General features: G+C 57.1%; 19 protein-coding genes, 1 tRNA gene, 1 pseudogene and 1 riboswitch. Of the genes and pseudogenes, 15 read left to right on the top strand and 6 right to left on the bottom strand.

Features of this window, described 5'->3' with window-relative positions; genetic code table 11:
- Nucleotides 1-88: 88 nt before the first annotated feature.
- Entirely contained in the window at nt 89-1,351 is a 1,263-nt protein-coding gene (locus ACTG2S_RS15350) for a DUF945 family protein (RefSeq protein ID WP_274160326.1), read from the top strand.
- Between the two features lie 79 nt (nt 1,352-1,430).
- Here the strand turns inward: ACTG2S_RS15350 and purU are convergent, their stop codons facing one another.
- Nucleotides 1,431-2,267 (bottom strand): formyltetrahydrofolate deformylase, encoded by an 837-nt coding sequence (gene purU, locus ACTG2S_RS15345; RefSeq protein ID WP_005344188.1) that lies wholly within the window; start codon nt 2,265-2,267, stop codon nt 1,431-1,433.
- 259 nt (nt 2,268-2,526) lie between these two features.
- Nucleotides 2,527-2,683: riboswitch (FMN riboswitch) on the top strand.
- A gap of 104 nt (nt 2,684-2,787) precedes the next feature.
- On the opposite strand from purU, the gene ribB reads away from it, so the two are divergent.
- Together ribB and ACTG2S_RS15335 are read left to right on the top strand one after the other, a co-directional pair.
- Complete coding sequence (gene ribB / locus ACTG2S_RS15340; RefSeq protein WP_005334344.1) at nt 2,788-3,441, top strand: 3,4-dihydroxy-2-butanone-4-phosphate synthase; 654 nt, start codon at nt 2,788-2,790, stop codon at nt 3,439-3,441.
- A 225-nt stretch (nt 3,442-3,666) separates the two neighbouring features.
- On the top strand, nt 3,667-3,909 hold the full coding sequence (locus ACTG2S_RS15335; RefSeq protein ID WP_005334342.1) for an Lpp/OprI family alanine-zipper lipoprotein: 243 nt from the start codon (nt 3,667-3,669) through the stop codon (nt 3,907-3,909).
- Between the two features lie 172 nt (nt 3,910-4,081).
- Here the strand turns inward: ACTG2S_RS15335 and ACTG2S_RS15330 are convergent, their stop codons facing one another.
- Both ACTG2S_RS15330 and ACTG2S_RS15325 read right to left on the bottom strand, forming a co-directional pair.
- Nucleotides 4,082-4,930: a tetratricopeptide repeat protein gene (locus tag ACTG2S_RS15330; RefSeq protein WP_439982800.1), complete on the bottom strand. Its 849-nt coding sequence runs from the start codon at nt 4,928-4,930 to the stop codon at nt 4,082-4,084.
- The gene (locus ACTG2S_RS15325; RefSeq protein ID WP_274160325.1) at nt 4,927-5,649 is read right to left on the bottom strand and encodes a 4'-phosphopantetheinyl transferase family protein; all 723 of its coding nucleotides are present in this window, start codon (nt 5,647-5,649) and stop codon (nt 4,927-4,929) included. Before ACTG2S_RS15325 ends, ACTG2S_RS15330 begins: the two co-directional genes overlap by 4 nt.
- A 275-nt stretch (nt 5,650-5,924) precedes the next feature.
- Here ACTG2S_RS15325 and ACTG2S_RS15320 point away from each other — a divergent pair, with 275 nt between their 5' ends.
- The 4 genes from ACTG2S_RS15320 (at nt 5,925) to ACTG2S_RS15305 (ending at nt 10,165) form a co-directional block, all read left to right on the top strand.
- Nucleotides 5,925-6,413 (top strand): C40 family peptidase, encoded by a 489-nt coding sequence (locus tag ACTG2S_RS15320; protein ID WP_005334331.1) that lies wholly within the window; start codon nt 5,925-5,927, stop codon nt 6,411-6,413.
- A 148-nt stretch (nt 6,414-6,561) separates the two neighbouring features.
- On the top strand, nt 6,562-7,533 hold the full coding sequence (gene rlmF, locus ACTG2S_RS15315; RefSeq protein WP_201947861.1) for a 23S rRNA (adenine(1618)-N(6))-methyltransferase RlmF: 972 nt from the start codon (nt 6,562-6,564) through the stop codon (nt 7,531-7,533).
- Between the two features lie 245 nt (nt 7,534-7,778).
- Entirely contained in the window at nt 7,779-8,504 is a 726-nt protein-coding gene (locus ACTG2S_RS15310) for a MaoC family dehydratase (protein WP_201947863.1), read from the top strand.
- Between the two features lie 245 nt (nt 8,505-8,749).
- The gene (locus ACTG2S_RS15305; RefSeq protein ID WP_144712418.1) at nt 8,750-10,165 is read left to right on the top strand and encodes an SLC13 family permease; all 1,416 of its coding nucleotides are present in this window, start codon (nt 8,750-8,752) and stop codon (nt 10,163-10,165) included.
- Nucleotides 10,166-10,231: 66 nt separating this feature from the next.
- Here ACTG2S_RS15305 and ACTG2S_RS15300 read toward each other — a convergent pair whose 3' ends face one another.
- Complete coding sequence (locus tag ACTG2S_RS15300) at nt 10,232-11,221, bottom strand: DUF481 domain-containing protein (protein WP_058059928.1); 990 nt, start codon at nt 11,219-11,221, stop codon at nt 10,232-10,234.
- Between the two features lie 39 nt (nt 11,222-11,260).
- Nucleotides 11,261-12,169, bottom strand: coding sequence for a L,D-transpeptidase family protein (locus ACTG2S_RS15295; protein ID WP_234920628.1), 909 nt, complete (start codon nt 12,167-12,169; stop codon nt 11,261-11,263).
- 439 nt (nt 12,170-12,608) lie between these two features.
- On the opposite strand from ACTG2S_RS15295, the gene ACTG2S_RS15290 reads away from it, so the two are divergent.
- Nucleotides 12,609-12,698: transfer RNA gene (locus tag ACTG2S_RS15290), tRNA-Ser, on the top strand.
- Between the two features lie 120 nt (nt 12,699-12,818).
- Nucleotides 12,819-14,114 carry an integrase domain-containing protein gene (locus ACTG2S_RS15285; RefSeq protein WP_439982795.1) on the top strand — a complete coding sequence of 432 codons (1,296 nt, stop codon included), beginning with the start codon at nt 12,819-12,821 and terminating at the stop codon, nt 14,112-14,114.
- A 214-nt stretch (nt 14,115-14,328) separates the two neighbouring features.
- Here the strand turns inward: ACTG2S_RS15285 and ACTG2S_RS15280 are convergent, their stop codons facing one another.
- On the bottom strand, nt 14,329-15,504 hold the full coding sequence (locus ACTG2S_RS15280; RefSeq protein WP_439982793.1) for a hypothetical protein: 1,176 nt from the start codon (nt 15,502-15,504) through the stop codon (nt 14,329-14,331).
- A gap of 712 nt (nt 15,505-16,216) precedes the next feature.
- Here ACTG2S_RS15280 and ACTG2S_RS15275 point away from each other — a divergent pair.
- From ACTG2S_RS15275 to ACTG2S_RS15250, 6 genes and pseudogenes are all read left to right on the top strand, one after another.
- On the top strand, nt 16,217-18,061 hold the full coding sequence (locus ACTG2S_RS15275) for a type I restriction-modification system subunit M (RefSeq protein ID WP_439982791.1): 1,845 nt from the start codon (nt 16,217-16,219) through the stop codon (nt 18,059-18,061).
- On the top strand, nt 18,051-19,430 hold the full coding sequence (locus tag ACTG2S_RS15270) for a hypothetical protein (RefSeq protein WP_439982788.1): 1,380 nt from the start codon (nt 18,051-18,053) through the stop codon (nt 19,428-19,430). Before ACTG2S_RS15275 ends, ACTG2S_RS15270 begins: the two co-directional genes overlap by 11 nt.
- Complete coding sequence (locus ACTG2S_RS15265; RefSeq protein ID WP_234879092.1) at nt 19,421-21,853, top strand: McrB family protein; 2,433 nt, start codon at nt 19,421-19,423, stop codon at nt 21,851-21,853. The genes ACTG2S_RS15270 and ACTG2S_RS15265 overlap by 10 nt, the downstream gene beginning before the upstream one ends.
- Complete coding sequence (locus ACTG2S_RS15260; RefSeq protein WP_439982786.1) at nt 21,850-23,178, top strand: McrC family protein; 1,329 nt, start codon at nt 21,850-21,852, stop codon at nt 23,176-23,178. Before ACTG2S_RS15265 ends, ACTG2S_RS15260 begins: the two co-directional genes overlap by 4 nt.
- Before the next feature lie 33 nt (nt 23,179-23,211).
- Nucleotides 23,212-24,246, top strand: a pseudogene (locus tag ACTG2S_RS15255) (type I restriction endonuclease); the annotation flags it as partial.
- 104 nt (nt 24,247-24,350) lie between these two features.
- Nucleotides 24,351-26,309 carry a type I restriction endonuclease subunit R gene (locus tag ACTG2S_RS15250; protein WP_439983255.1) on the top strand — a complete coding sequence of 653 codons (1,959 nt, stop codon included), beginning with the start codon at nt 24,351-24,353 and terminating at the stop codon, nt 26,307-26,309.
- Nucleotides 26,310-26,313 lie beyond the last annotated feature (4 nt).

Below are 26,313 nucleotides of genomic sequence, written 5' to 3'. Positions count from 1 at the left end.
AAAGTGGACTCGCCATCTGATTGGACTTGCCTAGCCCCGAGTCCGCCCCGTAGAGTGCAGTGACAACTCCCTGGAGACACATGGATATATGAAAAAGATAGTGGCCCTCGCCGTGGGTGCGGCACTGGTAGGTGGTGGTCTGGCTGCGTGCTGGTACACGGGCAACAGCTTCGACAACATCATGGCGGAGCAGATCGCCAAGGTGGAGAAAGAGAGCGGGCTCGACATGCAGTGGCTGCCGGGTAGCAGCAACCTCTTCACCCGTGACGGGATCCTGAAGGTCGTGGTGACGCCGGAGGAGCTGGCTGCCATCGACAGCGAGCTGGAGGGCAGTCAGCCCATCGAGTTGCAACTTGTGGTCAAGAGCCAGATCCTGCCGCTCTATATCAAGAGCCACTTCCTGCTCGATACCCATAACGGCACTTTGGCTCCGGTCTTTACCGCACTGGGCATGGAGCAGTGGGAACTCGGTCTGGAGTCGGTCACCAGTCTTTGGACCCAGGGTAACAGCAGCCGTTTCTGGGCCAATGAATTCAAGATCAAACAGGGGCTGGACGAGTTCAGCTTCCTGCCCCTGAGCGGCGAGTTCCACGGCAATCTGGAGGGGAATGGTCACCTCACTATGACCTGGCAGGGGATGACGGTCCATGAAGAGCAGAGCAAGATGGACTTGGTGCTGGCTGATCTGAAAGGGAGTGCCGACATTGCCGAGATCAGCGGTGTGCTCCTCTCGCCCCAGAGCGAGATGACCCTCTCGGCCCTCACGGTGCAACTGCCTGACAGCGTCAAGGTCGCCCTGCAGGGGATGACTACCGAGACTCAGCTGACCGGTGATGATGCCCAGACCCTCTCCAGCAGCTATCAGATGAAGATTGCCAAGCTGGATCTGGAGAATGAGACTGACACGCTGGCGGTGACCGACAGCAAGTTGGCGCTCAGCCTCAACGGTCTGGATCTGGAAGGGTATCAGGGGCTGCAAGCCGCCGGTGGCAAGGGAGTTGAAGATGCCGCCATCCAGCAGGCGCTGGACAAGATGCTCAAACGTGGCGCGACCCTTGAACTGGCCGATCTCAGCGCCAAGCTCAACGGTGAGGCGGTGACCATGAAGGGGGACGTGAAGCTGGCCTCTACCTCGCTGGAGCAGCTGTTCAACAGCGACGCGGGAATGCAGGCCCTCTCCGGCGTGCTGCATGCCAGCCTCAGCGACAAGCTGGGCAAGGCGGTGCCGCAACTGGCCCCCATGCTCGATCAGCTGACCCTGATGGGTTATCTGAAGGCAGACAAGCAAGTGCTGACCTCCGAGCTGAAGCTGGAGAAGGGCGCGGTGACGGTAAACGATCTGCCGCTCTGACACTCGGCGCAGAAACAACAACGGCTCCCGCGGGAGCCGTTGTTGTTTCTGGCGTTTGCATATGGGCCGTGTGGGCGAATTACTTGAAGACCACCGTCTTGTTGCCGTAGACGAACACTCGCTCGTTCAGTACCAGCTCCAGCGCGCGGCTCAGCACCGATTTCTCCACATCCCGACCCGCCTTGGCCATGTCGTCCGCACTGAAGGCATGACCAACGTGGATCACGTCCTGTTCGACGATGGGGCCTTCATCCAGATCGTCGGTCACGAAGTGGGCGGTGGCGCCGATCAGCTTGACGCCGCGATCAAACGCCTGCCGGTAGGGGCGGGCACCGATGAAGGCGGGCAGGAAGGAGTGGTGGATGTTGAGGATCTTGCGCGGGTAGGCCTCGACGAAGCTCGGGGTCAGCACCCGCATGTACTTGGCCAGGATCACATAGTCAGGCTCATAGCTGTCGATGATGGCGCGAACCTGCTCCTCATGCTCTGTCCGGCTCAGACCCTCGTGACTGACGGTGTGGAACGGGATATCGAACTTGCCGGTGAGCTCGGCCAGGGTGTCGTAGTTGCCGATCACCGCGACGATATCCATATCCAGCGCGCCCGCGTAGTTCTTCATCAGAATATCGCCGAGGCAGTGGGTCTCCTTGGTCACCAGGATGACTATGCGCTTCTTGCCCGCCTTGACCAGACGGCGTTGGGCACCGGTGGGCAGGGCATCATCGAGGTCGGCCAGCAGGGTCTCGTCGTTGAAGCGCCCCTCCAGCTCGGTACGCATAAAGAAGCGGCCATTCTCGTGATCCACAAACTCATCGTTCTTGATGATGTTGAGCTGGTGCTTGTAGCAGATGTTGGTGATCTTGGCGATGAGCCCTTTGGCATCCGGGCAATCCGTGAGCAGTATTTTCTTTTCCATCTCTGTCATTTTCCGTTTGTGGTGTTGGCGCTGCTGTCTGCGCCGGCAGCGTTGTTCAGGCTCTCTTTTCGGGCCCTGTTTTTTGGTTTCGGGAACTATGCCATAAACCGATCCGCGCCATAAAGAAATTCGCCAGTCATAGCCTCGCACGCTGGCGAGCAGGCCGCAGAGCGGGATCCCGGGCGCAATGTTGAAACGCTTTTCAGCCTGCGGGGGATTTTGGCTGGTATCTGCAACCGTTTTTCTTTAGGCTGTCTGCGCTTATTCTCAGGGCGGGGTGCAATTCCCCACCGGCGGTATCCCGATTGACTCGGGGAGCCCGCGAGCGCCCGACCCGGCTGATTGCCAGGTCGGGGTCAGCAGATCCGGTGAGATGCCGGAGCCGACGGTCATAGTCCGGATGAAAGAGGATAAGACAGACCTTGCCGTGTTGGCCCTTGTGGGCTGGCTGCTGCATGCCCGTCTCTGTCTGCCTTTCCATGCCCTGATTCTGGTCCTTGTCTTGTTTAGGAGTTTTACCATGAATCAGTCTCTACTCAGTGAATTCGGTGATCCCGTTGCCCGTGTCGAAGCGGCGCTGTCTGCCTTGCGTGCCGGAGGCGGCGTGCTGGTGGCCGACGATGAAGATCGGGAGAACGAGGGCGACCTCATTTTCGCCGCCGAATCCATGACCAATGAACAGATGGCGCTGATGATCCGCGAGTGCTCCGGTATCGTCTGCCTCTGCCTGCCCGACGAGCGGGTTCGCCAGCTCGAACTGCCGATGATGGTGGAGGCCAACTCCAGTCACTACCAGACCGCCTTTACCGTGACCATCGAAGCGGCGCAGGGGGTCACGACCGGTGTCTCGGCGGCTGATCGCATCACCACCATCCGTGCAGCCATCGCAGACGGCGCCAAACCGGGTGATCTGCACCGCCCGGGTCATGTTTTCCCGTTGCGGGCGCGAACCGGTGGGGTGCTTACCCGCCGTGGTCATACCGAAGCGACGGTCGATCTGATGCAGCTGGCTGGTCTCAAACCGTTTGGTGTGTTGTGTGAATTGACCAAAGAAGATGGCTCGATGGCGCGTCTGCCAGATCTGGTTGCGTTCGGTCGCAAGCACCAGATGCCGGTGCTGACCATCGAGGATCTGGTGCAATATCGTCAATTGTTGTCAGAACGTACAGCCTGAGCCTCATACGAAATTGTAATAAGGCAAAAATTTGGTTAACCTTTGTCCGTGCCCCCACCACACGGCACTCATTTTTTAGACGAATCTGGACAAAAACTGTTCATTCAAAAAAAAATGAGGGTTTTAATGCATTTATCTGTGGTGGGGACTATGCAAAGTAGGATTTTTTTGTGCCATAATCACGCCGCTTGCTAAACGTCTGGCGAGTTCAAGGGAGCTTTAAAAATGAAAAAATTGTTGTTGGTAGGTGTTGTTGGTCTGTCCGCTCTGCTGGGCGGTTGTGCAAACACCAGCGAACTGGAAACTTCCGTTCAGAATCTGTCTAACAAAGTTGACCAACTGGCTCAAGATGTTAGCGCAGTTCGTGCTGATCAGTCCAAAATCGCTGCTGATGTTGCCGAAGCCAAGCAAGAAGCTATGCGTGCTAACCAGCGCATCGACAACATGGCTACTTCCTACAAGAAGTAATCCATGCGAAAAAAATGGCGCAGTTTTGCGCCATTTTTTTTTGCCTGAAATTCACCGTATCTCCACTATTCCCACAGCAACTTATTTCCACAATACCTTCTTCGTACTTGACCCATGAGGTCATGCCGGTCTCCCGACACTCCCCCATCATTACCAGCCAGTTCGATTCCGCTCAGTAGAGTAGACTATAGAGTTTGCGACGGTAGCTCTGTGCCGCCGGTGTGCTGCCCATGGTCGCCAGAATATCGAGATAGGTCTTTCTGGCATCGCCGAATGCCAAATCCCGCTTGAGGATCTCCAGCAGCAGTCCCAACGCCTCTTCCTGACGACCAGCCTGGTTGTATTGCACCGCCAGCTCCTGAGTCAGGGCAAAATCATCAGGCTGTTCTGCATGACGGGCTTCCAGCGCGCGCAGCTCCGGGCTGTCTGCCGCTTGCTGGGCCAGCGTCAGCCGTGAGCTTAGGGTATGGAAGTGGCTATCCTGCGCCACCATCGGGATGGTGCCGAGGCGCTCCTGCGCTTCATCCAGCAGGTTGAGGTCGAGCGCAGCTTGAATGAGCCACAGGCTGATGTCGTGACGATCAGGAGCCAGCTGGTGTGCCTTGGTCAGATGGGCATAGGCGATGCTGGGCTGCTCGTCAGCCAGTGCTTGTTGCCCCTTGGCCAGCAACTCTTCCTCTTCTTTGGGGGCGAAGGCGGAGAAATACTGGCGCAGGGTGGCTTCATCCTGCGGTCCTTCGATGATCCCCTGTTCGTCAGGGCGACCCTGATGGAACAGCACCAATGCGGGCAGGGCGCGCAGGCCGAGCTGACTGGCCAGCGGCTGCAACTGGGGATCGTTCATATCCACCTTGGCCAGGGTGACCTGCTCATTGGCGGGCCCAACCAGTGATTCGATCAGCGGTGTCATCCCCTGGCACTCCGGCATCTGCGGAGCATGGAAATAGATGACGACCGGCTTCTTCATGGACGCATCGATAAGTTCAGCGTGAAAATTCTGGGGAGTAATGTCGACGATCATGAGTTGGACTCTTCAGAAAGGGTGTTGAGTAACATGGGGTTAAGCGAGTGGCAATTCAAGCGCTCATCCAGCTGGTAAAAGGTCACGGGGGTTGTCGTCGCCGCGAGACTGAGCCAGCCGCTGGCAAATGGCCAATCCTGTACCTGATAAGGGGTGTCATCGAGCCGGTTGTCGAGTCGCCATCCTTCTTCCGGGAGAAACCGCACCTTCTCCAATCCCGCCGCTATGCCGCCACCGTGGGCTTTCAGTACCGCCTCCTTGCGCGACCAGAGCCGGTAGAAGGCACTCTCCTGCTCTTGAGCAGGCTGTGCGCAGAGCCACTCATATTCACTCTGTGCATAAAACCGGCGGGCCAGGGGGAGGGGATGATGCCGCCGTTTGCCCAGTTCGATATCCACCCCAAGCGGCCCCTGCGGGCAGAGCGCCAACACCAGCCAGCTGCCACTGTGGCTCAGATTGAACTGCCAAGCATCATCATGCAGTCGGGGCTTGCCGTGGGGGCCGTTGCAAAATTGCAGACTGGCGGCGGGTTGTTGCAGCCGCTCGGCCAATAGCTGGCGCAGCAGGGAGCGGCTCACCAGATATTCCTGACGCCGTTCAGGATGGGTCATGGCTTGCCAGATATGTTGCTCATCGGTTGACAGCCATTCAGGCAATTGAGCAAGCAGTTCCTGGCATACCCTGGCCGGTTTTAACAAAAAAAGATCGGTTTCGATCATGATTTTTCACTTTAAAAAGGTGCTGAAGCAGGGATAAAAGCCAGTTATCTATGAGGCCCAAGGCTCTTTTTGCGATTGTATATTGTTTGGGCATGATCACATTAATTATGAAAAATCGTGCATTTCCTTGCAAAAATGTGAGCTTGATAGGGATTTTCACTTGCCTCGATAGAATTCTTGGATATAGTCGGGTGCTGTTGCCTTATAAATTGCCCTTTGGGGCCGTATTTTAACAAGATTTACTATTTAGCGGGGATAAAGGATTGCGCCACCTGATGCTACTGCTGGTCGCGCTCGGAATGGTGGGTTGTGCCTCGGCACCCCAACCCGAGGTCGCGAGCAAGATCGAAGTTTCCATGGTTGAACCTGTCATCGAACCGGAAGCTTCCCAGACACCCGATGTGAATGAAATCCTGACTGTATATAAAGAGTGGCGTGGTGTTCCTTACCGGATGGGTGGCAGCAGCCAGCGCGGTATCGACTGTTCAGCCTTTGCCCGTGAAGTGTTCCGCAATGCCGTCGGTATCGAATTACCCCGCGATACCCGCTCCCAAGTCCATGAAGGGACGCGCGTTTCCAAGCAGGATCTGGTCGAGGGTGATCTGGTCTTCTTCAAAATCAATCGTCGTCTCAACCACGTTGGCATCTATGTCGGCAATGGCGAATTCATCCATGCCTCGACTCGCGCCGGTGTGACACGCTCCAAGCTGGATAGCCAATACTGGCGCAACAAGTTCTGGCAAGCTCGCCGGATCGATATCTGAGTCAGGCTGGACAAACGGCTCGCAGTACGGACTGTTTTTCCAACCTCACTTGAACCGGGCTCGATAGCCCGGTTTTTTATTGCCCTCGTTTAGACTTTCCCGAGTCAAATCACTATAGTGTGGGCCCGTTTTCTTCGGCAGGCTCAGCATGAAACCCCGCATCCCATCAGCCGGTGGCCCCAAGTCGGGCGACCGTAAATCCGGACTTCACTCCCGTAATCGCCATCAGGCGGGTTACGACTTTGAGGCGCTCTGCCTGCGAACTCCCGAGTTGGCCGCTCATGTCTTTATCAATGACTACGGCACCTGCACCATCGATTTTGCCGATCCCGATGCAGTGAAAACTCTCAATCGCGCCCTGCTGGCCCATCACTACGGGATTGCCCACTGGGACTTGCCTGCCGGTTACCTCTGCCCGCCTATCCCGGGACGGGTGGACTACCTGCACTGGGCGGCCGACCTGTTGGCCGAGAGCGCAGGCCAGCTCCCTACCGGCAAGGGGGTGAGAGTGCTGGATATCGGGGTGGGGGCAAACTGCATCTATCCGTTGCTGGGTGCCCGCGAATATGGCTGGCGTTTTGTTGGATCGGATATCGATCCGGTCTCGGTCAAGGCGGCCACCCTGCTAGCCAAGAGCAACGGACTCGGCAACCAGATTGAGTGTCGTTTGCAGGGTAACCCCAACCATGTGTTTCGCGGAATCATAGGGCCGAAGGAGCGTTTCGCTCTGACGCTGTGCAATCCGCCGTTCCATGCGTCGCTGGAAGAGGCGAGCAAGGGGACGGAGCGCAAGCTGCGCAATCTGGGCAAGGAGGTGACAGGCGCTCCTGTGCTTAATTTTGGCGGCCAGAAGGCCGAGCTCTGGTGCGAAGGGGGCGAGGCGGCGTTTCTGGCCAACATGATTGCCCAGAGCAAGGAGTTTGCCACTCAGTGCCTCTGGTTCAGCTCGCTGGTGTCGAAAAAAGAGAACCTGCCGGGGGCGAAAAAGGCGTTGAGCCGGGTGGGGGCGCGTCAGGTACGGGTGATCGACATGGCACAGGGCAACAAGGTGAGCCGGATCCTCGCCTGGTCCTTTCTGGATGAAGAGGGATTGCGTAGCGGCTGGTCGAGCGCGCGCTGACTCCCCACCACAAGGCCCGATGAGGGCCTTTTTTCATGATGAGCCCCGCGAATTTCCCCTGCTGGCGGCATCTTTGGCAATCGATTTCCTCATTGGCAGATCGTGCTGTTTTACATGGTGTAAGTAGTTACTTCCGCCTTGGTACAGGTGTACGCCGAGATTTTTTTGCACTTACAGCTGAAACTTTAATAAAATAGGACTGGTTAGACCTCTTTACAGGCATTGAATCAAATAGGGATCGGTAGATGAAAGTTGTCGATTTTCTGAAGCGCAAGCGCGAAATTCTGGCGCAGCACCCCTTTGAGCTCAAGGATTGGCTCTCTCCGGCGATCCGCGACTACTGGCGTGAGTTTCAGCAAAAGGCACATCTTCACCCTTTGCTGGGGCGTGTGCTTGACTTGCAAGCCGAGTCCCAGAGCGATCAGCAACAGGATGCAGCAACCGTGGCACAAGTAGCCAACGGTCAGCCTGCCGTGGCTCAGGAACCCGCTGTTGAGCTGGGGGCCGAGGCGGCCGAGCTCTATGCCGCCCTGCAGGCTCGCATTGGTGAAGAGACCCATGTCGGCGAGTGGCTGCACGTCAGCCAGCAGATGATCGATCAGTTTGCTGCAGTGACCGGGGATCACCAGTGGATCCACACCGATCCGGAGCGCGCGGCCGCCGAGTCGCCCTTCAAGACCACCATCGCCCACGGCTTCCTGACCCTGGCGCTGCTGCCACAGTTGACTGGCTCGGTCGACGAGGCCACCCCCGAGTTCCCGACCGCCCGCATGGTGGTGAACTTCGGGCTGGATCAGGTACGTTTCCCGTACCCCATCAAGGTGGACAGCAACATCCGCGCCCGCACCAAGCTGGCCCGGGTCACCCCCATCAAGGGTGGGCTGGAGCTGCTCAAAGAGATCAAGGTCGAGATCGAAGGGATCCGCCGCCCGGGTTGCGTCATCGAGTCGGTGACCCGCATCTACTTCTGAGCTCCCTCATCGGCATGAATGGTGAAACGGGCCCGCTGTCGTGTGCAACGAACAGCGGGCCCGTTTTTTTGCCTGTTTGTTGCAAGGGTTGAGGCGTCAGCCATAGTGCGCCGACCCCAGCTTGATATGACTCACAAAACGGTGCGCCGTGCAGTTAGCCAGCTCTCATTTTGGCGAGTTGGCCGCGTGAGGCGATAGCATTTTATGCCACTATTGGCTTCTTACTCCCGATCCTGGAGACAATAGTGCCCATCAATAACAAGATTATTCTGCCACTGCTGCTGAGCCTCACCATCCTGCTGATCCCGACCCAGTGGATCCCGCTGGAGGGGATCACCGTCATCGAGCAGCGGGTCGTGGCCATTTTCGTGCTGGCCGCCCTCTGCTGGATCCTGGAGCCCATCCCTATCTTTGCTACCTCGGTGCTGATCATCGTGCTGGAGCTGCTGCTGCTCTCCGACAAGGGGCTCTGGTTCATGACTGCCGACAAGGCCGAACCGGGGTTTGGTGAGCTGCTCAAGTCCACCGAGGTGATGGCGACCTTTGCCTCGCCGGTCATCATGCTGTTTCTCGGCGGTTTTTTCCTCGCTATTGCGGCGACCAAATACCATCTGGACGTCAATCTGGCGCGGGTGCTGCTGCGCCCGTTCGGTCAGGATCCCCGGATCGTCATGCTGGGGCTGATGTTGATCACCGCCACCTTCTCCATGTTCATGAGCAATACCGCCACCACCGCCATGATGCTGGCCATCCTTACCCCGGTGCTGGCGGCGTTCCCCGACAAGGACCCGGCCAAAATCGGCTTTGTGCTGGCCATTCCGCTGGCGGCCAACCTCGGCGGGATCGGCACTCCCATCGGCACTCCGCCCAACGCAGTGGCCCTCAAATACCTGACCGGCGAGCATGCCATCTCGTTCGGTCAGTGGATGGGGTTTGCGGTGCCCTTTGTGGTATTGCTGTTGCTGCTTGGCTGGTTCCTGCTGGGGCGCTTCTTCCCGAGCACCCTCAAGCGGATGGATCTCAAGATTGAGGGGCGCTTTATGCAGACCCCTCGCGCCTGGGTGGTCTACCTCACCTTTATCACCACCATAGTGCTCTGGCTGCTGGGGGATCTGCACGGCATGAGCTCCTACGTGGTCGCCATGATCCCGGTGGCGGTGTTCCTGACCACCGGCATCATCACCAAGGACGATCTGCACAAGATCTCCCTCGACGTGCTCTGGCTGGTGTCGGGCGGTATCGCGCTGGGGCTGGCATTGGAGGACTCCGGGTTGGCCGAGCGGCTCATCACCCATATTCCGTTCCACGAATACTCCACGCTGGCGGTGTTGGTCGGCGCCTGTCTACTGGCAGTGGTGATGGCCAACTTTATGTCCAATACCGCGACCGCCAACCTGTTGTTGCCACTGGTGGCGGCGCTGGCGGTCAGCATGCCCGAGCTGGCCGAGTGGGGCGGCAGTCACACCCTGATCCTGGCGGTTACCATTTCGGTTTCGCTCGGGATGTCTCTGCCCATCAGTACCCCGCCCAATGCGCTGGCCCACGCCACCGGTCTGGTGGAGAGTCACCAGATGGTGCGCATCGGTGTCATCATGGGGTTGGTCGGCACCCTGCTGGCGATGGTATGGATCTACCAGATTGCCGCTTGGGGGCTGATCTAGCGAGCCTGTCTGCCTGAAGCAAAGAGGAGCCGATATGGCTCCTCTTTGCTTGTTGGGGAGCCGAGGCTAGAAACTGGCACCAAGGCTGAGCAGGTGTCTTAGTTCGCTCTCCCGGGGTTCCGGGCTGCCTGTGTCGACAAGGATGTCAGCATCTTCCCAATCCAGCTCACTCGACCAGGAGAGGCGCAGATGGTCGTTGAAATAGTAGCGTAATCCTATGCTGCCTTTCAGATCCTGATTACGGGTGAAATAGGGGGAGGCTTGTGCCAGATATTTCAGATAGCGCCCCTGGCTGAACAGCTCCATTTTCTCCTGCCAGAGGGAGAAAGGTTGGCGATAATCCCAGTTAAAACCGGCGAAGGGGTAGTCAATGACCCGTTCACCCAGAAAAATCTTGGGAACCTCGCTATCTTCACGGAAGTAGAGTCGGCTTAATCCCCCTTGGGCCATCAGCTCCAGTCGCCGGCGTTTGTCGTTCCAGAAGCGGTAGCCCGGCCCCGAGCCATAGTCCATATAGAGATAGCGATCTTTATCCAGCATGTCATATTCGGCATCGAGTGAGGTGCGCAAGAACCACTGCTGGTTGAAGAAGTAGTCCAGCGTAGGGTTGAGCTGATAATCATGGCTGTCGGTGATGTTGTCAGCGGTCTCATAGGTATATTCACCGGAGAAGCTGTAACGCCAGTCCAGATTGGCCAGCTCGCTTTTCCACTTGAGGTTGACGTTGTTGGTCTGCTTGTCATTCTGTTTGAGTTTGACATTGAGATCGCCGCTGCCGGTCCAGAGCCAGGCGTTGCGTTCATCCTGGTCATCCTCGAACAGCTTGAGCCCACCCTTTGCCGTTGCCTTGGGTTTGTCCTCTTTATCAATGCGCCAGCGTTTGATGGCCTCCCGCTTGACGGTCACCGCGCCGCTGTAGGGCAGGGCGATGCGCACCGACTGTTCGGTCACCTCCTCGATGTTACCGGTCAGACGATCGCCATTGTTCATCCAGAGAATGTCCTTGGCCCACAAGGAGTGACAGGCCAACAGGAATAGGAGGGGCAGGAATTTCATGAGGTAAGGTGACTCCGGTGCGACTCGGGCGCTGGTGACTTAGCCACTGACAAGTTGGCTGCTGATGGGGCGGGGCAGGCCATTTTTGCTCTCCAGCGCAGCCGTCACCTCATCCTGCATCACATCAGGTGCGCTGATAAAGCTTTCTACGGCCGGTGATAGCATCAGCGGGGCGCCATTTTCAAGCTCCTCTTCGGTGCGGGAGAGCGGGGAGTGTACCTCCAGCCAGCGGCGACCATCCGGTTCGATGGCTACCTTGACCGGTTGATTAATGACCCGCACCGGCGTGCCAATCGGCACAATCTTGAACAGGGCCTCAATATCGTCAGGTCGCAGCCGGATACAGCCTGCACTTACCCGCAGGCCAACGCCAAAATCCTTGTTGGTGCCGTGGATCAGGTAGTCGCGCTTGCCATAACCAAGGCGCATGGCGAACTTGCCAAGGGGATTCTCCGGGCCGGGGGGCACCACGGCGGGCAGGGTGATCCCTTTTTGCTCCAGCCAGGATTTGCGCACCATGGGGCCGGGTACCCAGGTCGGGTTGGGATTCTTCTCGATGACGGTGGTGGTCATCTCCGGAGTCTCGCGGCCGATATCGCCAATCCCGATGGGCAGCACGATGACCTCATTCTTCCCTTTGGGGAAGTAGTAGAGGCGCAGTTCGGGCAGATTGATGACGATTCCCTCGCGAGGCACATCAGGCAGGAGCATCTGGGTGGGCAGCGTCAAGCGGGTACCCGGCTTGGGTAAATAGGGATCTACACCCGGATTTGCTTCAAGCAGCGCCAAAAATCCAATTTGCGTATTTTTGCCAACCAGTTCCAGATGTTCATTCTGCTGGATGATGTAATCCTCCAGCTCACCGATGAGGCGACTCCCGGCAGGTGGCAGCGGGTAGCGTTTGGCCTCTGCCGGCGCCGCGCAGAGCAGGATCGCTGCCAGCAGCATGGAAAGGGCGGGCGTTAAGGGTCGGGGCTTGAGTTTCGGCAATCGCATAAGGAGATCCATCAGTTCAATCGGGGCGGAACATCATCAACACAGCCGCCAGAATGGCGCGATTGTTCCTCAATCAGCCCATGATTACCAGCTTGCCGCGCACCTGCAATGATGTGGGGATACATCGGAAACCGGCCAAAATCGGCATCACCCATAAATTTGAGCGCCAAGCAGGGAAAAGAGACGCCTCATGGCAATGGGTGAATATCACGATATGGATAATGGCCAGGTGTGCGAGCGGGTTAATGTCGGGTGGATGCAGGGTGACCTGGCAACACGAACAGCACGCGCCACATTGTGAGCCTGCTCCCAGATATCTGATTCAGCCATTTGATATCTAAGAAATTTTTATTGCATCCTCGGCCCAGCTTGGGTAAAACTCTCTCCCCACGGAGAGATGCCGGAGTGGCCGAACGGGATTGACTCGAAATCAATTGTGGCAGCAATGCCACCCAGGGTTCGAATCCCTGTCTCTCCGCCAAATTGTAGTCCGAGATAGTCTGGGACAGTACAGGAAACCCGCATGGCATAAGGCCTTGCGGGTTTTTTAGTGTCCGGCTAAGTTCGGTTGGATTTGCCTAAAACCGGTGGTTTTTGGTACATGTTTTGGTACATGACGTGCGGCATTACGATGGAGCGTGTACCAATGCCAAGAATTACCAAACCCCTCTCTGCCACGGAAGTGCGTAACGCAAAACCCCGTGAGATCGAATGGACTCTTTCAGATGGAAACGGCCTTGAGCTGTGCGTCTCCCCTAACGGGAATAAGCTATGGCGCTTTCGATACACTCGACCAAGTGGGTCGCGTACCCGGATCTCGCTAGGCGCATACCCGGAGATATCGTTGTCGGACGCCCGCGATCAGGCAGATGCATACCGCCGGTTGCTAGCCAAAGGCAAAGACCCCCAGGACCAAAAGGCTGAAGAACGACTTGCAGCCAACCTCACCTTCCGCATTGTTGCCGAGGAATGGAGGGCGCTGCACCAACGCAGGGTGACCGCTGAGTATGCCAAGGACCTGTGGAACTCATTGGAGCGGCATGTGTTGCCCGGGTTGGGGCATATCCCGATCCAGCAAGTGACGGCACAACATGCAATTGCTGCATTGCGCCCTCTCAAGCTGGAGGAGAAGCACGAGTCGGTTCGACGTAGTTGCCAGCGTATCAACGAGATCATGACGTATGCCGTTAACTCGGGCTACATCATGGCCAACCCGTGTGCAGGTATCCGTCAGGTATTTGATAAACCAACCAAGCTGCACTTGCCCAGTATCGAGCCAAGTCAGTTACCCGTTCTTCTCCGAGCAGTAAACCAAGCCAGCATTACCGTGATTACGCGTAATCTCATCATGTGGAGCCTCCATACCCTTGCTAGGCCGGGTGAGGCCGCAACAGCCCGGTGGGATGAAATTGACTGGGAGGCCAAGGTATGGCGTATACCAGCCGAAAAGATGAAGCGTCGCCGGGAGCATCAGGTACCTCTCACAGATCAGGCTCTCGATATTCTGCACGCAATGAAGCCGATATCGGGCAGGTTTCCCTACGTCTTTCCCGGGGAACGTAATCGACGTAGCCACTGTAACAAGTCAACGGTCAATATGGCTTTGAAGCGTATGGGATTCGCTGACAAGCTTGTAGCACACGGATTCAGGTCACTTGGAAGTACGGTGCTCAACGAGCGAGGGTTTGCAAAGGACTTGATTGAAGTCGCACTGAGTCACATGGATCGAGACGCTGTACGTGCAGCCTATAACCGTACCGATTTCCTAGAAAGACGCAGGCCTATGATGGAGTGGTGGAGCAACCACATTCAGACTATGGCGCGTAGAGCCACTGAGCTTGACGAGGAAGAGCCTGCGCTAGATGTCGAGGCTGACAGTGCCGAACTTGTTAATTGAAGCTAGCAGATCTTATTGAGCGGTTTAGCCTATCGAACAGCTCATATCATGAGGCCATTTGACAGTGTCATTGTGTCATTGTGTCACGACATCACTGCGAGCTTCTTGGCCCATGCCTGTGTATGTTCGCTCAGGTTCTGACGTCGCTCAGTCCTCCAGGGCGCTTGCTGGCCAAGGGATAAGGGGGCAGGTGCCCCCTTGTTCTTTGATTGCGCTATAGAGCCTCTGAGGCGCTCTGGGCGAACAAGCGCTGTGCTTCCTCTTCTGCCTTGCTGGCAAGCTCGGGGGCGAGTGGGGGCAGTTCGATGCCTTCCCGTCCGGCCACATAGAGTGGTCCACCCACATCATCATCGTAGTCATCGCCATTCTCATGGATGGCCCTCAAGTCGTCCTGAGTGAAGTCGTTGCCAAGCAACTGGGCTAAACGCAGCCATACCCAAGATTGGTAGAGGTTGTCCCGGTCGTACTCTTCAATGAGGGCGAGCATGGCCTGTGTATCGCCTCTCTGCGCTGCTTGCGTCAACCAGTGGTGGGCAGCTTGTTGGTTGTCGTGTTCCATTGCGAGCCATGCGATGGCTGCCGGGTCGCTCACCGTGGCTGGGTCAATGTCAAAGATGCCGCTATCCAACCTTGCTTCGGCCAGTGCAAAGCGTGCCTCGACGATGCCGCCTTGGGCGGCTTTGAGGGTGTGATGAAGCCAGCGTTGTTGTTCTTCCAACATTGCAGCGAAGCCGTTGGCAAACTCCAGTTCTGGACCGCTCAACACCATCCCTTCCTGTTGCTTTGTGTACCAGTAGCCGCTTGGCACGTCGGAGTTATCAATATAAGTCTCTGCATCACCCAATCGCTGTGCCAGCCACCAGTGCACCTGTGGATGGCCTCGTTCTGCGAAGGCCTCCAGTTGCTGCAGTGCCTGGAGGGCGATTGGGGGCTGATGGTAGGCATCAAGTTGCGCTAGTAGTGCCTGCGCCGCATCGAGTGGCGTCGTGCTGGATGGGGCAGGTTGGAGCTGCGCGTCGTCATCCTCGGCCTCATCATCGAGCCAGCCATCTTCCCATGTGTTATCCCAATCGTCCTCTCTAGTCAGGCCGAGAGCCTCGACTTGGATGCTCACCACGCCAGCACGTTGTAGATGTTGGCCAACCAGCAGCGACAGGGTCTGGGGTTGGGGTAACGCGAGCTCACGTCCTCGCTGCTCGAGTAGGGCGAGGTCAGGCTGACAGGGCCAAGGTGTCTGGTGCAGCACGATAGCCTCGGCTTGAAGCGCAGCATAGCTGCGGTAGCCGAAAGCGGCGGCGATCAGTTCGTAGAGGTGGCTGGTCTTGAGTGACAGTGCGCTTGAGTCAGCGAGTTGCTGGCGCGTGTCGTGCACGAATTGCTTGATGGTCATGATCCAATCTCCGAGTCCACGCTTCGGGTCAGGTGCACACGTTTAAGCAACCGGAAGGTGGATGCTGGGTATCAGATCATTAAGGATATGGGGTATTCAATGCCGGTTTGACTCGTGTGCAAGTCGTGCGGGCCGCACCCAAGCACGGTAGCTAACTGCGCAGTCTTGGGCAAGTGACGTTGAAACAAAATTCCGCATTGTTGATCCACTTAACAATAACGACGTTTGTATGGCTACCTTGGTATTGATTTAATTGTCATTTGTCTATGCTGTTTCGGGTGAGAGTCCGTGTGAGTTTGGTAGTGACGATCCCATTGCTTTCGTTCCTCCGTGAGATGTTCGTGCGTTAGTCGGGCCTGTTATCAGGCCCTTTTTTTATTGTGTCTGGCTGATCTGCTTGCCTTCTGACCACTTGAGCTACCTCGCCTGTGATGACTGCATCCAGCGTGACATTACGCATAGTGCTGCGGGGTTCATTTGTATAAACTGCCCGCCAGATAATGGATAGACGACTGACGGGCCGGACTTTTTCTCGCCGATGCATCACCTTGGCTGCATCGCCTTCTGTTGACCCACCACCCTGGATAGGTCCCTGCTGCGCCCGCAAGGCTCGGCATGTGCCGCCCCGTCAGTCTGACGACTTGGCCCGCATCCTCACCTTGGCTTTCGCGCAGGTGAGCTGTGACGGCAACATGCATAACCGGAGAACCCCATGACCGACCTCAACGAGCTCAGCCAGGCGCTGCTGGCCGCCGTTCCTGAAGATGGCAGCAGCATCGGCAACCAAGCCCTGATGGAAACCTTGAAAGCCCAATTCAGCGACCTGACCGATGAGGTATTTACCGCCGCACGCGAGGCCCTGCTGGAACAGGGCGTTCTGCGCAAGGGGCGCGGGCGGGGCGGTGCTGTACTCCGGGTGTTGGATGGCGAAGCCGCCGTTGCAGCACCACGCAAAGCGAAAGCGAGTGGCAGGGCGAAGCAGGCCAAGGATGAGCCGCAAGCTACCGGTATCGAGGGGCTGAAGAAGACCCTGTGGGCTGCCGCAGACAAGCTGCGTGCCGACATGGACGCCGCCGAGTATAAGCACATCGTGCTGGGCCTTATCTTCCTCAAGTACATCTCCGACTCCTTCGCCGCCCGTCGCGCTGAGCTCACCCGCCGCTTTGCCGATGAGAGCGACGAGTACTTCCTCTACGACTGTGACGATGAGCTGCTGGCCGAGGAGCTGGAAGACCGTGACTACTACCGTGAGGTGAACGCCTTCTGGGTACCGGAAGGGGCCCGTTGGGAGGGGCTGCGAGCGCATGCCAAGCAGGCCGATATCGGCAAGCGCATTGACGATGCACTGACCCTGATCGAGCAGGAAAACCCGCGCCTCAAGGGTATCCTCGACAAGCGCTACGCCCGTGCCCAGTTGCCCGATGGAAAGCTCGGCGAGCTGGTGGATCTGGTTTCCAAGATTGGTTTTGGCAGTGATGTCGGTGAAGCTCGCGACATCCTGGGGCAGGTCTACGAGTACTTCCTTGGCGAGTTTGCCAGTGCCGAGGGCAAAAAGGGGGGCCAGTTCTACACGCCTGCCAGCATAGTCCGGACGCTGGTGGCGGTACTTGCTCCCCATCATGGTCAGGTCTACGACCCCTGCTGCGGTTCAGGCGGCATGTTCGTGCAGTCGGAGAGGTTTATCGAAGCCCATGGCGGCAAGCTGGGTGATGTCTCCATCTACGGTCAAGAGTCGAACCCGACCACTTGGCGGCTGGCGGCGATGAACCTCGCCATCCAGGGGATGGACTACAACCTCGGGCGCGAAAACGGTGATACCTTCACCCGCAATCAGCACCCGGACTTGCGGGCTGACTTTGTGCTGGCCAACCCGCCGTTCAATATCAGCGACTGGTGGCATGGTAGCCTCGAGGGGGATCCGCGCTGGGTTTACGGCACGCCGCCTGCGGGCAACGCCAACTACGCCTGGCTGCAGCATATGCTCTACCACCTCAAGCCAACTGGCCGTGCCGGTATCGTGTTGGCCAACGGTTCCATGAGCTCTAGCCAGAATAGCGAGGGCGATATTCGCCGTGCCATGGTGGAGGCGGACGTGGTGGAGTGCATGGTGGCCCTGCCGGGCCAGCTTTTCTTCAACACCCAGATCCCCGCCTGCCTCTGGTTCCTCGCCAAGAACAAGACCCGCCGCCAGGGCGAGGTGCTGTTTATCGATGCCCGCAAGCTGGGCACCATGATCAGCCGGGTGCAGTGTGAACTGGACGAGGCCGCCATCGCCAAGATTGCCGATACCTTCCACGCATGGAAAGGGGAGTGCGAGCAGCCTTACGAGGATGTAGCGGGCTTCTGCCGCAGCGTAGCCTTGGCCGAGATTGCCGAGTACGGCCATGTGTTGACCCCTGGCCGCTATGTAGGGGCCGAAGAGGTTGAGGAGGACGATGAGGCCTTTGCCGACAAGATGGCTCGCCTAACCAAACAACTCGGCGACCAGATGACCAAGGGGGCCGAGCTGGATCTGTTGATTAAGCAGAAACTGGGGGGACTTGGGTATGAGTTCTGAGCTACGTAAGCGCTTAATGCAAGCAGGAGCATCTGTTCCTTATGAATGGGATGTTGTACCTCTCGAGGCTTTACTGAAAGACGCTAAAAGTATCTCTGTTGGTGTTATGTACCCGGGCCCTCATACCCCCGGAGGTACACCGCTTATTAAGGTCGGTGATATAAAAGGTGGCTTGGTAACGCAAAAGCCAGAGTATTGCATCTCAAGTGAAACTGATGAGTTACATCAGCGAACCCGACTTCACGGTGATGAATTGCTTATTACACTGGTTGGTAATCCTGGTGAGTGTGTTGTTGTAGAGCCTTGCATGGCCGGTTGGAACCCTGCAAGAGCTATCGCTGTTATCAGGCTTGCTAACCCTGGCTGGCGTATTTACTTGAAGGCCGTCTTGGAGAGCGCAGCGAGTAAACACCTGATTGATTCTGTACTTAATACTACAGTTCAAAAAACACTTAACCTGAAGGATATTCGTCAACTTCCTATCCCTCTGCCACCAGAAAAGGTAATTCAGTCTCTCAGTGATTTTTCGGATGTGCTAAGCAAGCGTATCTCCCTACTGCGCGAGACCAACGCCACGTTGGAGGCCATCGCGCAGGCGTTGTTCAAGTCGTGGTTTGTTGACTTCGACCCGGTCCATGCCTGTGCTCGTGGGGAGCAACCGGCAGGTCTGGCCCCCGAGGTCGCCGCCCTGTTCCCCGACAGCTTCGAAGAGTCCGAACTTGGTATGGTGCCGAAGGGGTGGGGAGTACAGCCGATACGTGATGTGGTTGAGGGGGTTTATGATGGCCCCCACGCTACACCGCCAGAATCAAATGTTGGGCCTGTCTTCTTGGGTATCAAGAACTTGACTGGCACAGCATTGGATCTCAGTGACGTACGCCACATTGCTGATGAAGACTTCATCAAGTGGACTAAGCGTGTGACCCCAAAAGCGGGTGACATCGTCTTTAGCTACGAGGCTACGTTGGGCTTCTTTGCGTTGATTCCAGATGAAGTTAAGTGTTGCTTGGGGCGTCGGCTGGCGTTGATTCGTCCTATGGCGATAGATGGACACGGCCATTTTTGGTTTCATCAGTTTGTCGCTGCGCCATTTCAGCGACACCTCGACAAGCACACTATTCAAGGTGCGACAGTGAATCGCATTGCATTGAAAGAGTTTCCTAGTTACCCAGTACTCAACCCCCCGAGCGAGTTAAAACAAGCATTTGAAGTACGTGCAGCGGCAATCTGGCACAAGATTCATCTCAATCAGAAGCAAGCCCAAACCCTCGCCAATTTGCGCGATACCCTGCTACCCCGCCTGATCTCCGGCCAACTGCGCTTGCCGGATGCTGAGGCACAACTGAGTGAGGTCGGATTATGTCAGTAATTCAGGATGCTTATCTGCTGACTTGGAATCCAGAGCACTACAAGGATGGTGGTAACGCAGGGGTAAGGGTCGGGGTATGTGAGCGATGGACTTGCAATTCAACTAAGCCGCAACCAGGGGACCGGGTATATCTGATCCGTCTTGGCGTTGACCCTAGAGGTATGGTCGCGCGCGGGACTGTGACCAAAGGAAGTTTTGAGGCTGAGGATTGGCGGGATGCGAACAAGAGTCGTCGATATATCGAGTTTATCCCCGAGGAGACCCGCCCGAATTGTGCCTCGGGTTTGGTGCCCCTATTGCTTCTTGAGCTGTTATCGCAAGGCCAGTTCAAGTGGAGTGCACAGAGTTCGGGGATAAGTATCCCCGCTGAATTGGCACAACGGTTGGATAACCTTTGGGAGGCTGGACGTGACGTACATAGCCTGGCCCAATGCGCTCATTGGTTTCAGGCCCAATCAGACTGGGAGAATGGAAGTTGGAAGCCACAATACCGTAGCCGTATCGATGCAATCGAAGCAATCAAGGCTGGACGGGCCACTCTCGATAAGGAGACGCTTGATTGGTTGTGGCGTGAAGGTAGTAACGGTGTGTGTACTGTATCGCCCGGTCACTTACCCAATATCGAATATGAGCGAAATATCGCACTGCTGCATGAGTTGGCCACCCAGGTAATACAAGAACCCGATCGCGAGACTTACCAACGCGTTTTTGACCGTTGGGAGAGTGCGAAAAGGGCGGGGTTGTTTCGGCAAACCTATATGGCAGTGGTGCATCGAGTGTTCGCGGCGGTTGCACCATCGCTCTATACGACGCTAGTGAACGTTCAGCATTGCCGTACCTTGCTTGGACATTTTAAACGTGATTTTGAGTTAGAAATTGTAGATAGCCGTGACTGGATTGCGTTAAATCGTGTAATCCAACGGTCTATCCATGAGGTTGGTTTAGCGGATCGAAGTCCAATCGACAATAACATATTCGTCTGGAGACTTTTTGAAGCATTTAGCGGAACCTTGCTCAAGGCCAGCGACGCTTCGCCCTCCCTTGTCCTATCACACGACAGCAAGGAGCACATCGTGGCCACAAAACCCCCCTTGAACCAGATATTGTTTGGCCCTCCCGGTACTGGCAAAACCTACCACACAATCGAGAAGGCATTAGCGATTCTTGAGCCGACTCTGTTAGCCAAGCCCGGAGTGACTCGAGCTGAGTTGAAGGCGGCATTTGACCGCCATAAAGATGCAGGGCAGTTGGCTTTTGTAACTTTTCATCAGAGCTTCAGCTATGAGGACTTTGTGGAGGGCATCCGGGCTGAGAGCAGGGAAGATGGGGGGCTTGATTACAAGGTTGAGCAAGGGGTGTTTGCAACTTTGTGTGAGCGGGCTCGACGTGGAGTTGTTGCGGTTGATGACCCATTTGAGCAAGCTTTGCAGAAGTTAGTTGAACAAGCAGAGCTGACAGAAGATGGTTGGTTGCCTATGCAGACTGCTCGTGGGAAGCGCTTCAAGGCTCGTTACTTCCCTGATAAGGGCACCTTTGCGATCGACCAAGAAAGTCGACAGGGAGACCGCAACCACGATTCGGCCAATATGAAGTACGTGCGAGCGCTGTATGAAACTGGCGAGAAAGGGGGATACAACACCTCTTACGTACAGGGGATGCTCGATTACCTTAAGGCGCAATGTGGTTTGGCCTTGTCGGTTGATGGTGGTGGTCACAGAGAGCGTAAGCCATTCGTGTTGATCATCGATGAGATTAACCGGGGCAATGTTTCACGCATTTTCGGTGAGTTGATCACCCTGATTGAGCCAAGCAAGCGAGCTGGGGAAAGCGAGGCGCTGACCACCACGCTGCCTTACTCCAAGCGCCCCTTTAGCGTACCGGGCAACCTCTACCTTATCGGCACCATGAACACCGCCGACCGCTCCTTGGCCGGACTCGATATCGCGCTGCGTCGCCGCTTTGTGTTTGAAGAGATGCCACCCAGGGCCGATCTGCTTGATGGTGTGGTCATCGAGGAAGAGGGGCACAAGGTAGACGTAGGTCGCTTGCTGCATACGCTGAACCAGCGCATCGAGGTGCTGCTGGACCGCGACCATTGCCTCGGTCATGCCTACTTTATGCCGCTCAAAGCTGCTGTAAAGCCGACCATGGCGCAGTTGGCGAGCATCTTCCAGCATCAGGTCTTGCCGCTGTTGCAGGAGTACTTCTTTGAGGACTGGCAGCGCATCGCCTGGGTGCTCAATGATCATCGCAAGAGCCGCGCTGAGGCGATGTTCCTCACACCTCCCAAACTCGATATCAAGACCCTGCTTGGTGATATAGCGGTTGGGGGGCAGCGCCAACGTTGGTGCATCAATGAGAAGGCGTTTACGCGTATTGAGGCCTATGCCTTGACCATCGAGGGTGACAAGGGGGCGCAGTGAAGGCTCCCATCACGGTTCGTGAGTATGGTCGGCTAACCGTTAGAGATAACGCTGTTGATACGCTGACGCTTGCCCATATAGACCCGGTTGATTTCGATTGGCTATGTCAGTTGAGCCAGCGCTACAAGGTAAGCCATGCACCCGCTCTTGCGCAGGTGGAAGATAGCCGGACCTTGCAACTGGACAACTACGTGGGGGTGATAGAGACCCCCACCGGGCAGGTGATCGAGATCCTGCCCAAGACCGCCAATGAGGATGACCCACTCGAGGATGGTCGTGAGTTGATCCGCCGGATGCTGGAACGAGCCCTGGATCTGCCACCCCGTGAAACGGCGGAGGCGTCGTTGGATCGCTTTGATATGCCGCTCAATGAGTGGGTTATTGCGCGCTTTCTGGCCGAGCTCGATCAGCTGGTCAAACGTGGCGTGCGCAGTGACTATCAGCGTCTTGAGGCGACCGAGCCGTTCTTGCGTGGTCAGCTGGATGTCGCCCGGCAGATGCGCCAGCCACCGGGTCGGGGCCACCATTTTGCGTTACGTTACGACCTCTTCTTGCCCGACCGGGCCGAGAACCGGCTGCTCAAGCGGGCGCTGGAGGCCGTCGCCAATGCGACTCAACACCCGGACAACTGGCGGTTGGCACAGGAGCTGCGCCACTTGCTGGTGGATGTGCCTGCCAGCCGCGATGTGGAAGGGGACTTCAGACTGTGGCGACATGACCGCTTGATGGCCCACTATCAAGGGGTTCGGCCGTGGTGTGAGCTCATCCTCTATCGTGCCATGCCGAGTGCCCTGAATGGTGAGTGGCGCGGCATCAGCCTGTTGTTCCCCATGGAGCGGCTGTTCGAGCGCTATGTAGAGGCGTGCCTGCGTCGACAGTTGTTACCTGGAGCCGAGCTAAGCAGGCAAGTTGCCAGTGAATCGCTTTGTACCCACCAAGGTAAGAAGATGTTCCAGTTGCAGCCGGACCTCTTGTTGCAGCACGGCAACAAGCGTTGGGTGATGGATGTGAAGTGGAAGCGGCTCGATAGCAGCGACCGTGATGGCAAGTACGGCATCAGCCAGGGTGACCTCTACCAACTGTTTGCCTATGGCCACAAGTACCTGACCGAGCAAGATGATGGTCATCTGGTATTGATTTATCCATCATGGAGTCAGCTCAAAGTTCCACTCGAACCTTTTTGTTATGATGCCCGCCTGACGTTGTGGGTCTTGCCGTTTGACTTGGCTGCCAGTTCGTCCCACCGGCTGATATTGCCTTGCCAGCCGGGGGCGGATTCTGCGTGCGAACTGCGTTTGCCGCTGAGGCCCACCGAGCCCGCCTGACGGGCGTTTCTCCCTGTTGATGAGTGATGGTGCATGACCGAAGATCAGTTGGAACAAGAGGTGCTGGGGTGGTTGGCCGAGGTGGGCTATCGCGTGGTGTGTGGCTACGATGTGGCCCCCGATTCTGATAATCCGTGGCGTGCGAACTTCAATCAGGTGCTGTTGCTCGACCAGTTGAGAGGCGCGATAGCACGCCTCAATCCGTCTGTGCCGATGGTAGCGCGTGAAGACGCGCTGGCGCAGGTGGTCAATCTCGATACCCCGGCGCAACTGTCGGCCAACAGGGCGTTTCACCGCCTGCTGGTGAATGGAGTGCCAGTCCAGTACCAGCGGGATGGCGAGACGGTGGGGGACTTTGTCCGCCTCGTTGACTTCGAGGATCCTACCGCCAACGAGTGGCTGGCCATCAATCAGTTCACCATCAAGGGGCCCAAGCACACCCGACGCCCAGACATCATCCTCTTCGTCAACGGGTTGCCGCTGGTTGTGCTGGAGCTCAAGAACCCGGCCGACGTGCATGCCGACATCTGGAAGGCATTCGACCAACTGCAGACCTACAAGGAGCAGATCCCCGACCTGTTCCAGTACAACGAGATCATGATTGCCTCCGATGGTAGCGAGGCGCGGATGGGGTCGCTCTCGGCGGATGCCGAACGCTTTATGCAGTGGCGCACGGTGGATGGCGTCAACCTCGACCCCTACGGCGAGTTTGGCGAGCTGGAGACCATGGTGCGCGGCATTCTGGTCCCAGCCATGTTGCTCGATTACCTGCGCTTCTTCGTGCTGTTTGAAGATGACGGCCGGTTGGTCAAGAAGATCGCCGGTTACCATCAGTTCCATGCGGTCAGGGCGGCCATTGAGCAGGTGGTGCTGGCGTCGCGTCCAGATGGTAGCCACAAGGGCGGGGTGGTGTGGCATACCCAGGGCAGTGGCAAGAGCATCACCATGACCTGCTTTGCGGCGCGGGTGATGCGAGACGCCGCGATGGAGAACCCGACCATCGTCGTCATCACTGACCGCAATGACCTTGATGGCCAGCTGTTCGGGGTCTTCTCACTCTCGCAAGATCTGCTGCGCGAGGAGCCGGTGCAAGTTAGTACGCGAGGTGACCTGCGTGACAGCTTGGCAACAGGCCCTCCGGCGGCATCGTGTTCACGACCATCCAGAAGTTCATGCCCGGCGAGGATGAGGACTCGTTCCCGGTGCTCAGCGACCGTGCCAACATCGTGGTCATCGCGGATGAAGCACATCGAACCCAATACGGTTTCAGCGCCTCGCTCAAAGCGCCAGGCAAGGTTGCAGAAGGGGCTGCGCGCTATCAGGTCGGGTATGCCCAGCACTTGCGCGACGCGCTGCCCAACGCGACGTTCGTGGCCTTTACCGGTACGCCCGTATCTGCGGAAGACCGGGACACTCGCGCCGTCTTTGGCGACTACATCCACGTCTACGACATGCAGCAGGCAAAGGACGATGGTGCCACGGTTGCTATCTACTACGAGTCACGTCTGGCCAAGCTGTCACTTAATAACGAAGAGCTTCCCCACATCGACGACGAAGTGGATGAGCTGGCCGAGGATGAGGAAGAGAGCGAGCAGGCCAAGCTTAAGTCACGGTGGGCCGCCTTGGAGAAGGTGGTTGGCAGCAAGCCAAGAATTGAGCGGGTTGCCGCCGATCTGGTGGCCCACTTCGAAGAGCGCAATCAGGCGCAGCATGGCAAGGCCATGGTGGTCGCCATGAGCCGCGAGATTTGCGTGCACTTGTATGATGCTATCGTTGCCCTGCGCCCCGACTGGCATGACCCGGACCCCGACAAGGGGGCCATCAAGATCGTGATGACCGGCAGCGCTTCTGATAAGGCATTGCTGCGGTCCCACATCCATGCCACCCAAGTGAAGAAACGGCTGGAGAAGCGGTTCAAAGACCCGAGTGACCCGCTCAAGTTGGTCATCGTGCGAGACATGTGGCTTACCGGCTTCGACGCGCCCTGCGTACATACCCTTTATGTGGACAAGCCGATGAAGGGCCACAACCTGATGCAGGCCATTGCGCGGGTAAACCGGGTGTTCAAGGACAAACAAGGTGGGTTGGTGGTCGATTACATCGGTATCGCCAACGAGCTCAAGAGCGCTATCAAGGAGTACACCGCCAGCCGTGGTCGTGGTCGCCCTACGGTCGATGCCCGTGAGGCCTACGCGGTGTTGGAGGAGAAGCTGGATGTACTGCGCTCCATGTTGCATGGCTTCGATTACAGCGACTACCTCACGGGTGGACACAAGCTGCTGGCAAGGGCTGCTGACTTCATCCTTGGTCTTGAAGATGGCAAGAAGCGCTTTGCTGACAACGCGCTGGCGATGAGCAAGGCATTCACCCTCTGTTGCACCCTTGATGAAGCCAAGGCGGTACGAGAGGAAGTGGCCTTCTTGCAAGCGGTCAAGGTGATGCTGACCAAGAAAGAGGTCACCCGGAAGAAGAAGACTGACGAAGAGCGCGATCTGGCCATTCGCCAGATCATCGGCAATGCCGTGGTATCGGGCGATGTGGTCGATGTGTTTGAAGCGGTCGGCCTCGACAAGCCCAACATCGGTCTGCTCGATGATGAGTTTCTGGCCGAGGTACGCAACCTGCCGGAGCGCAATCTCGCCGTGGAGCTGCTCGAGCGGTTGCTGGAGGGGGAGATCAAGGCGAAGTTCGCGACCAACCTCTCCCAGGAAAAGAAGTTCTCGGAGATGCTGACCAAGGTCATCCAGCGCTATCAGAACCGCTCCATCGAGACCGCGCAGGTTATCGAGGAGCTGATCGACATGGCCAAGAAGTTTGCCGCTGTGAGCAAGCGGGGGCAGGCCTTGGGCCTCAACGATGACGAGCTCGCCTTCTATGATGCCCTTGCCAACAATGAGGCGTCGGTGCGTGAGCTGGGTGACGAGATACTGGCCAAGATAGCCCACGAGCTGACTGCCAGCCTGCGTCGCAGCGTGACCGTTGACTGGAGTAGCCGAGAGAGCGTCAGGGCCCGGTTACGTCTGTTGGTCAAGCGTATCCTGCGCAAGTACAAGTACCCGCCAGACCAGCAGGAAGAGGCTGCCCAGCTGGTGCTGGCACAGGCTGAGAGTTTGTGTGAGGTGTGGTGTTGAGTGG

This window comes from Aeromonas sp. 82P (genome assembly GCF_051919365.1).
Classification (GTDB): Bacteria; Pseudomonadota; Gammaproteobacteria; order Enterobacterales; family Aeromonadaceae; genus Aeromonas; species Aeromonas veronii.
This window is presented reverse-complemented; position numbering and strand designations above follow the sequence as displayed.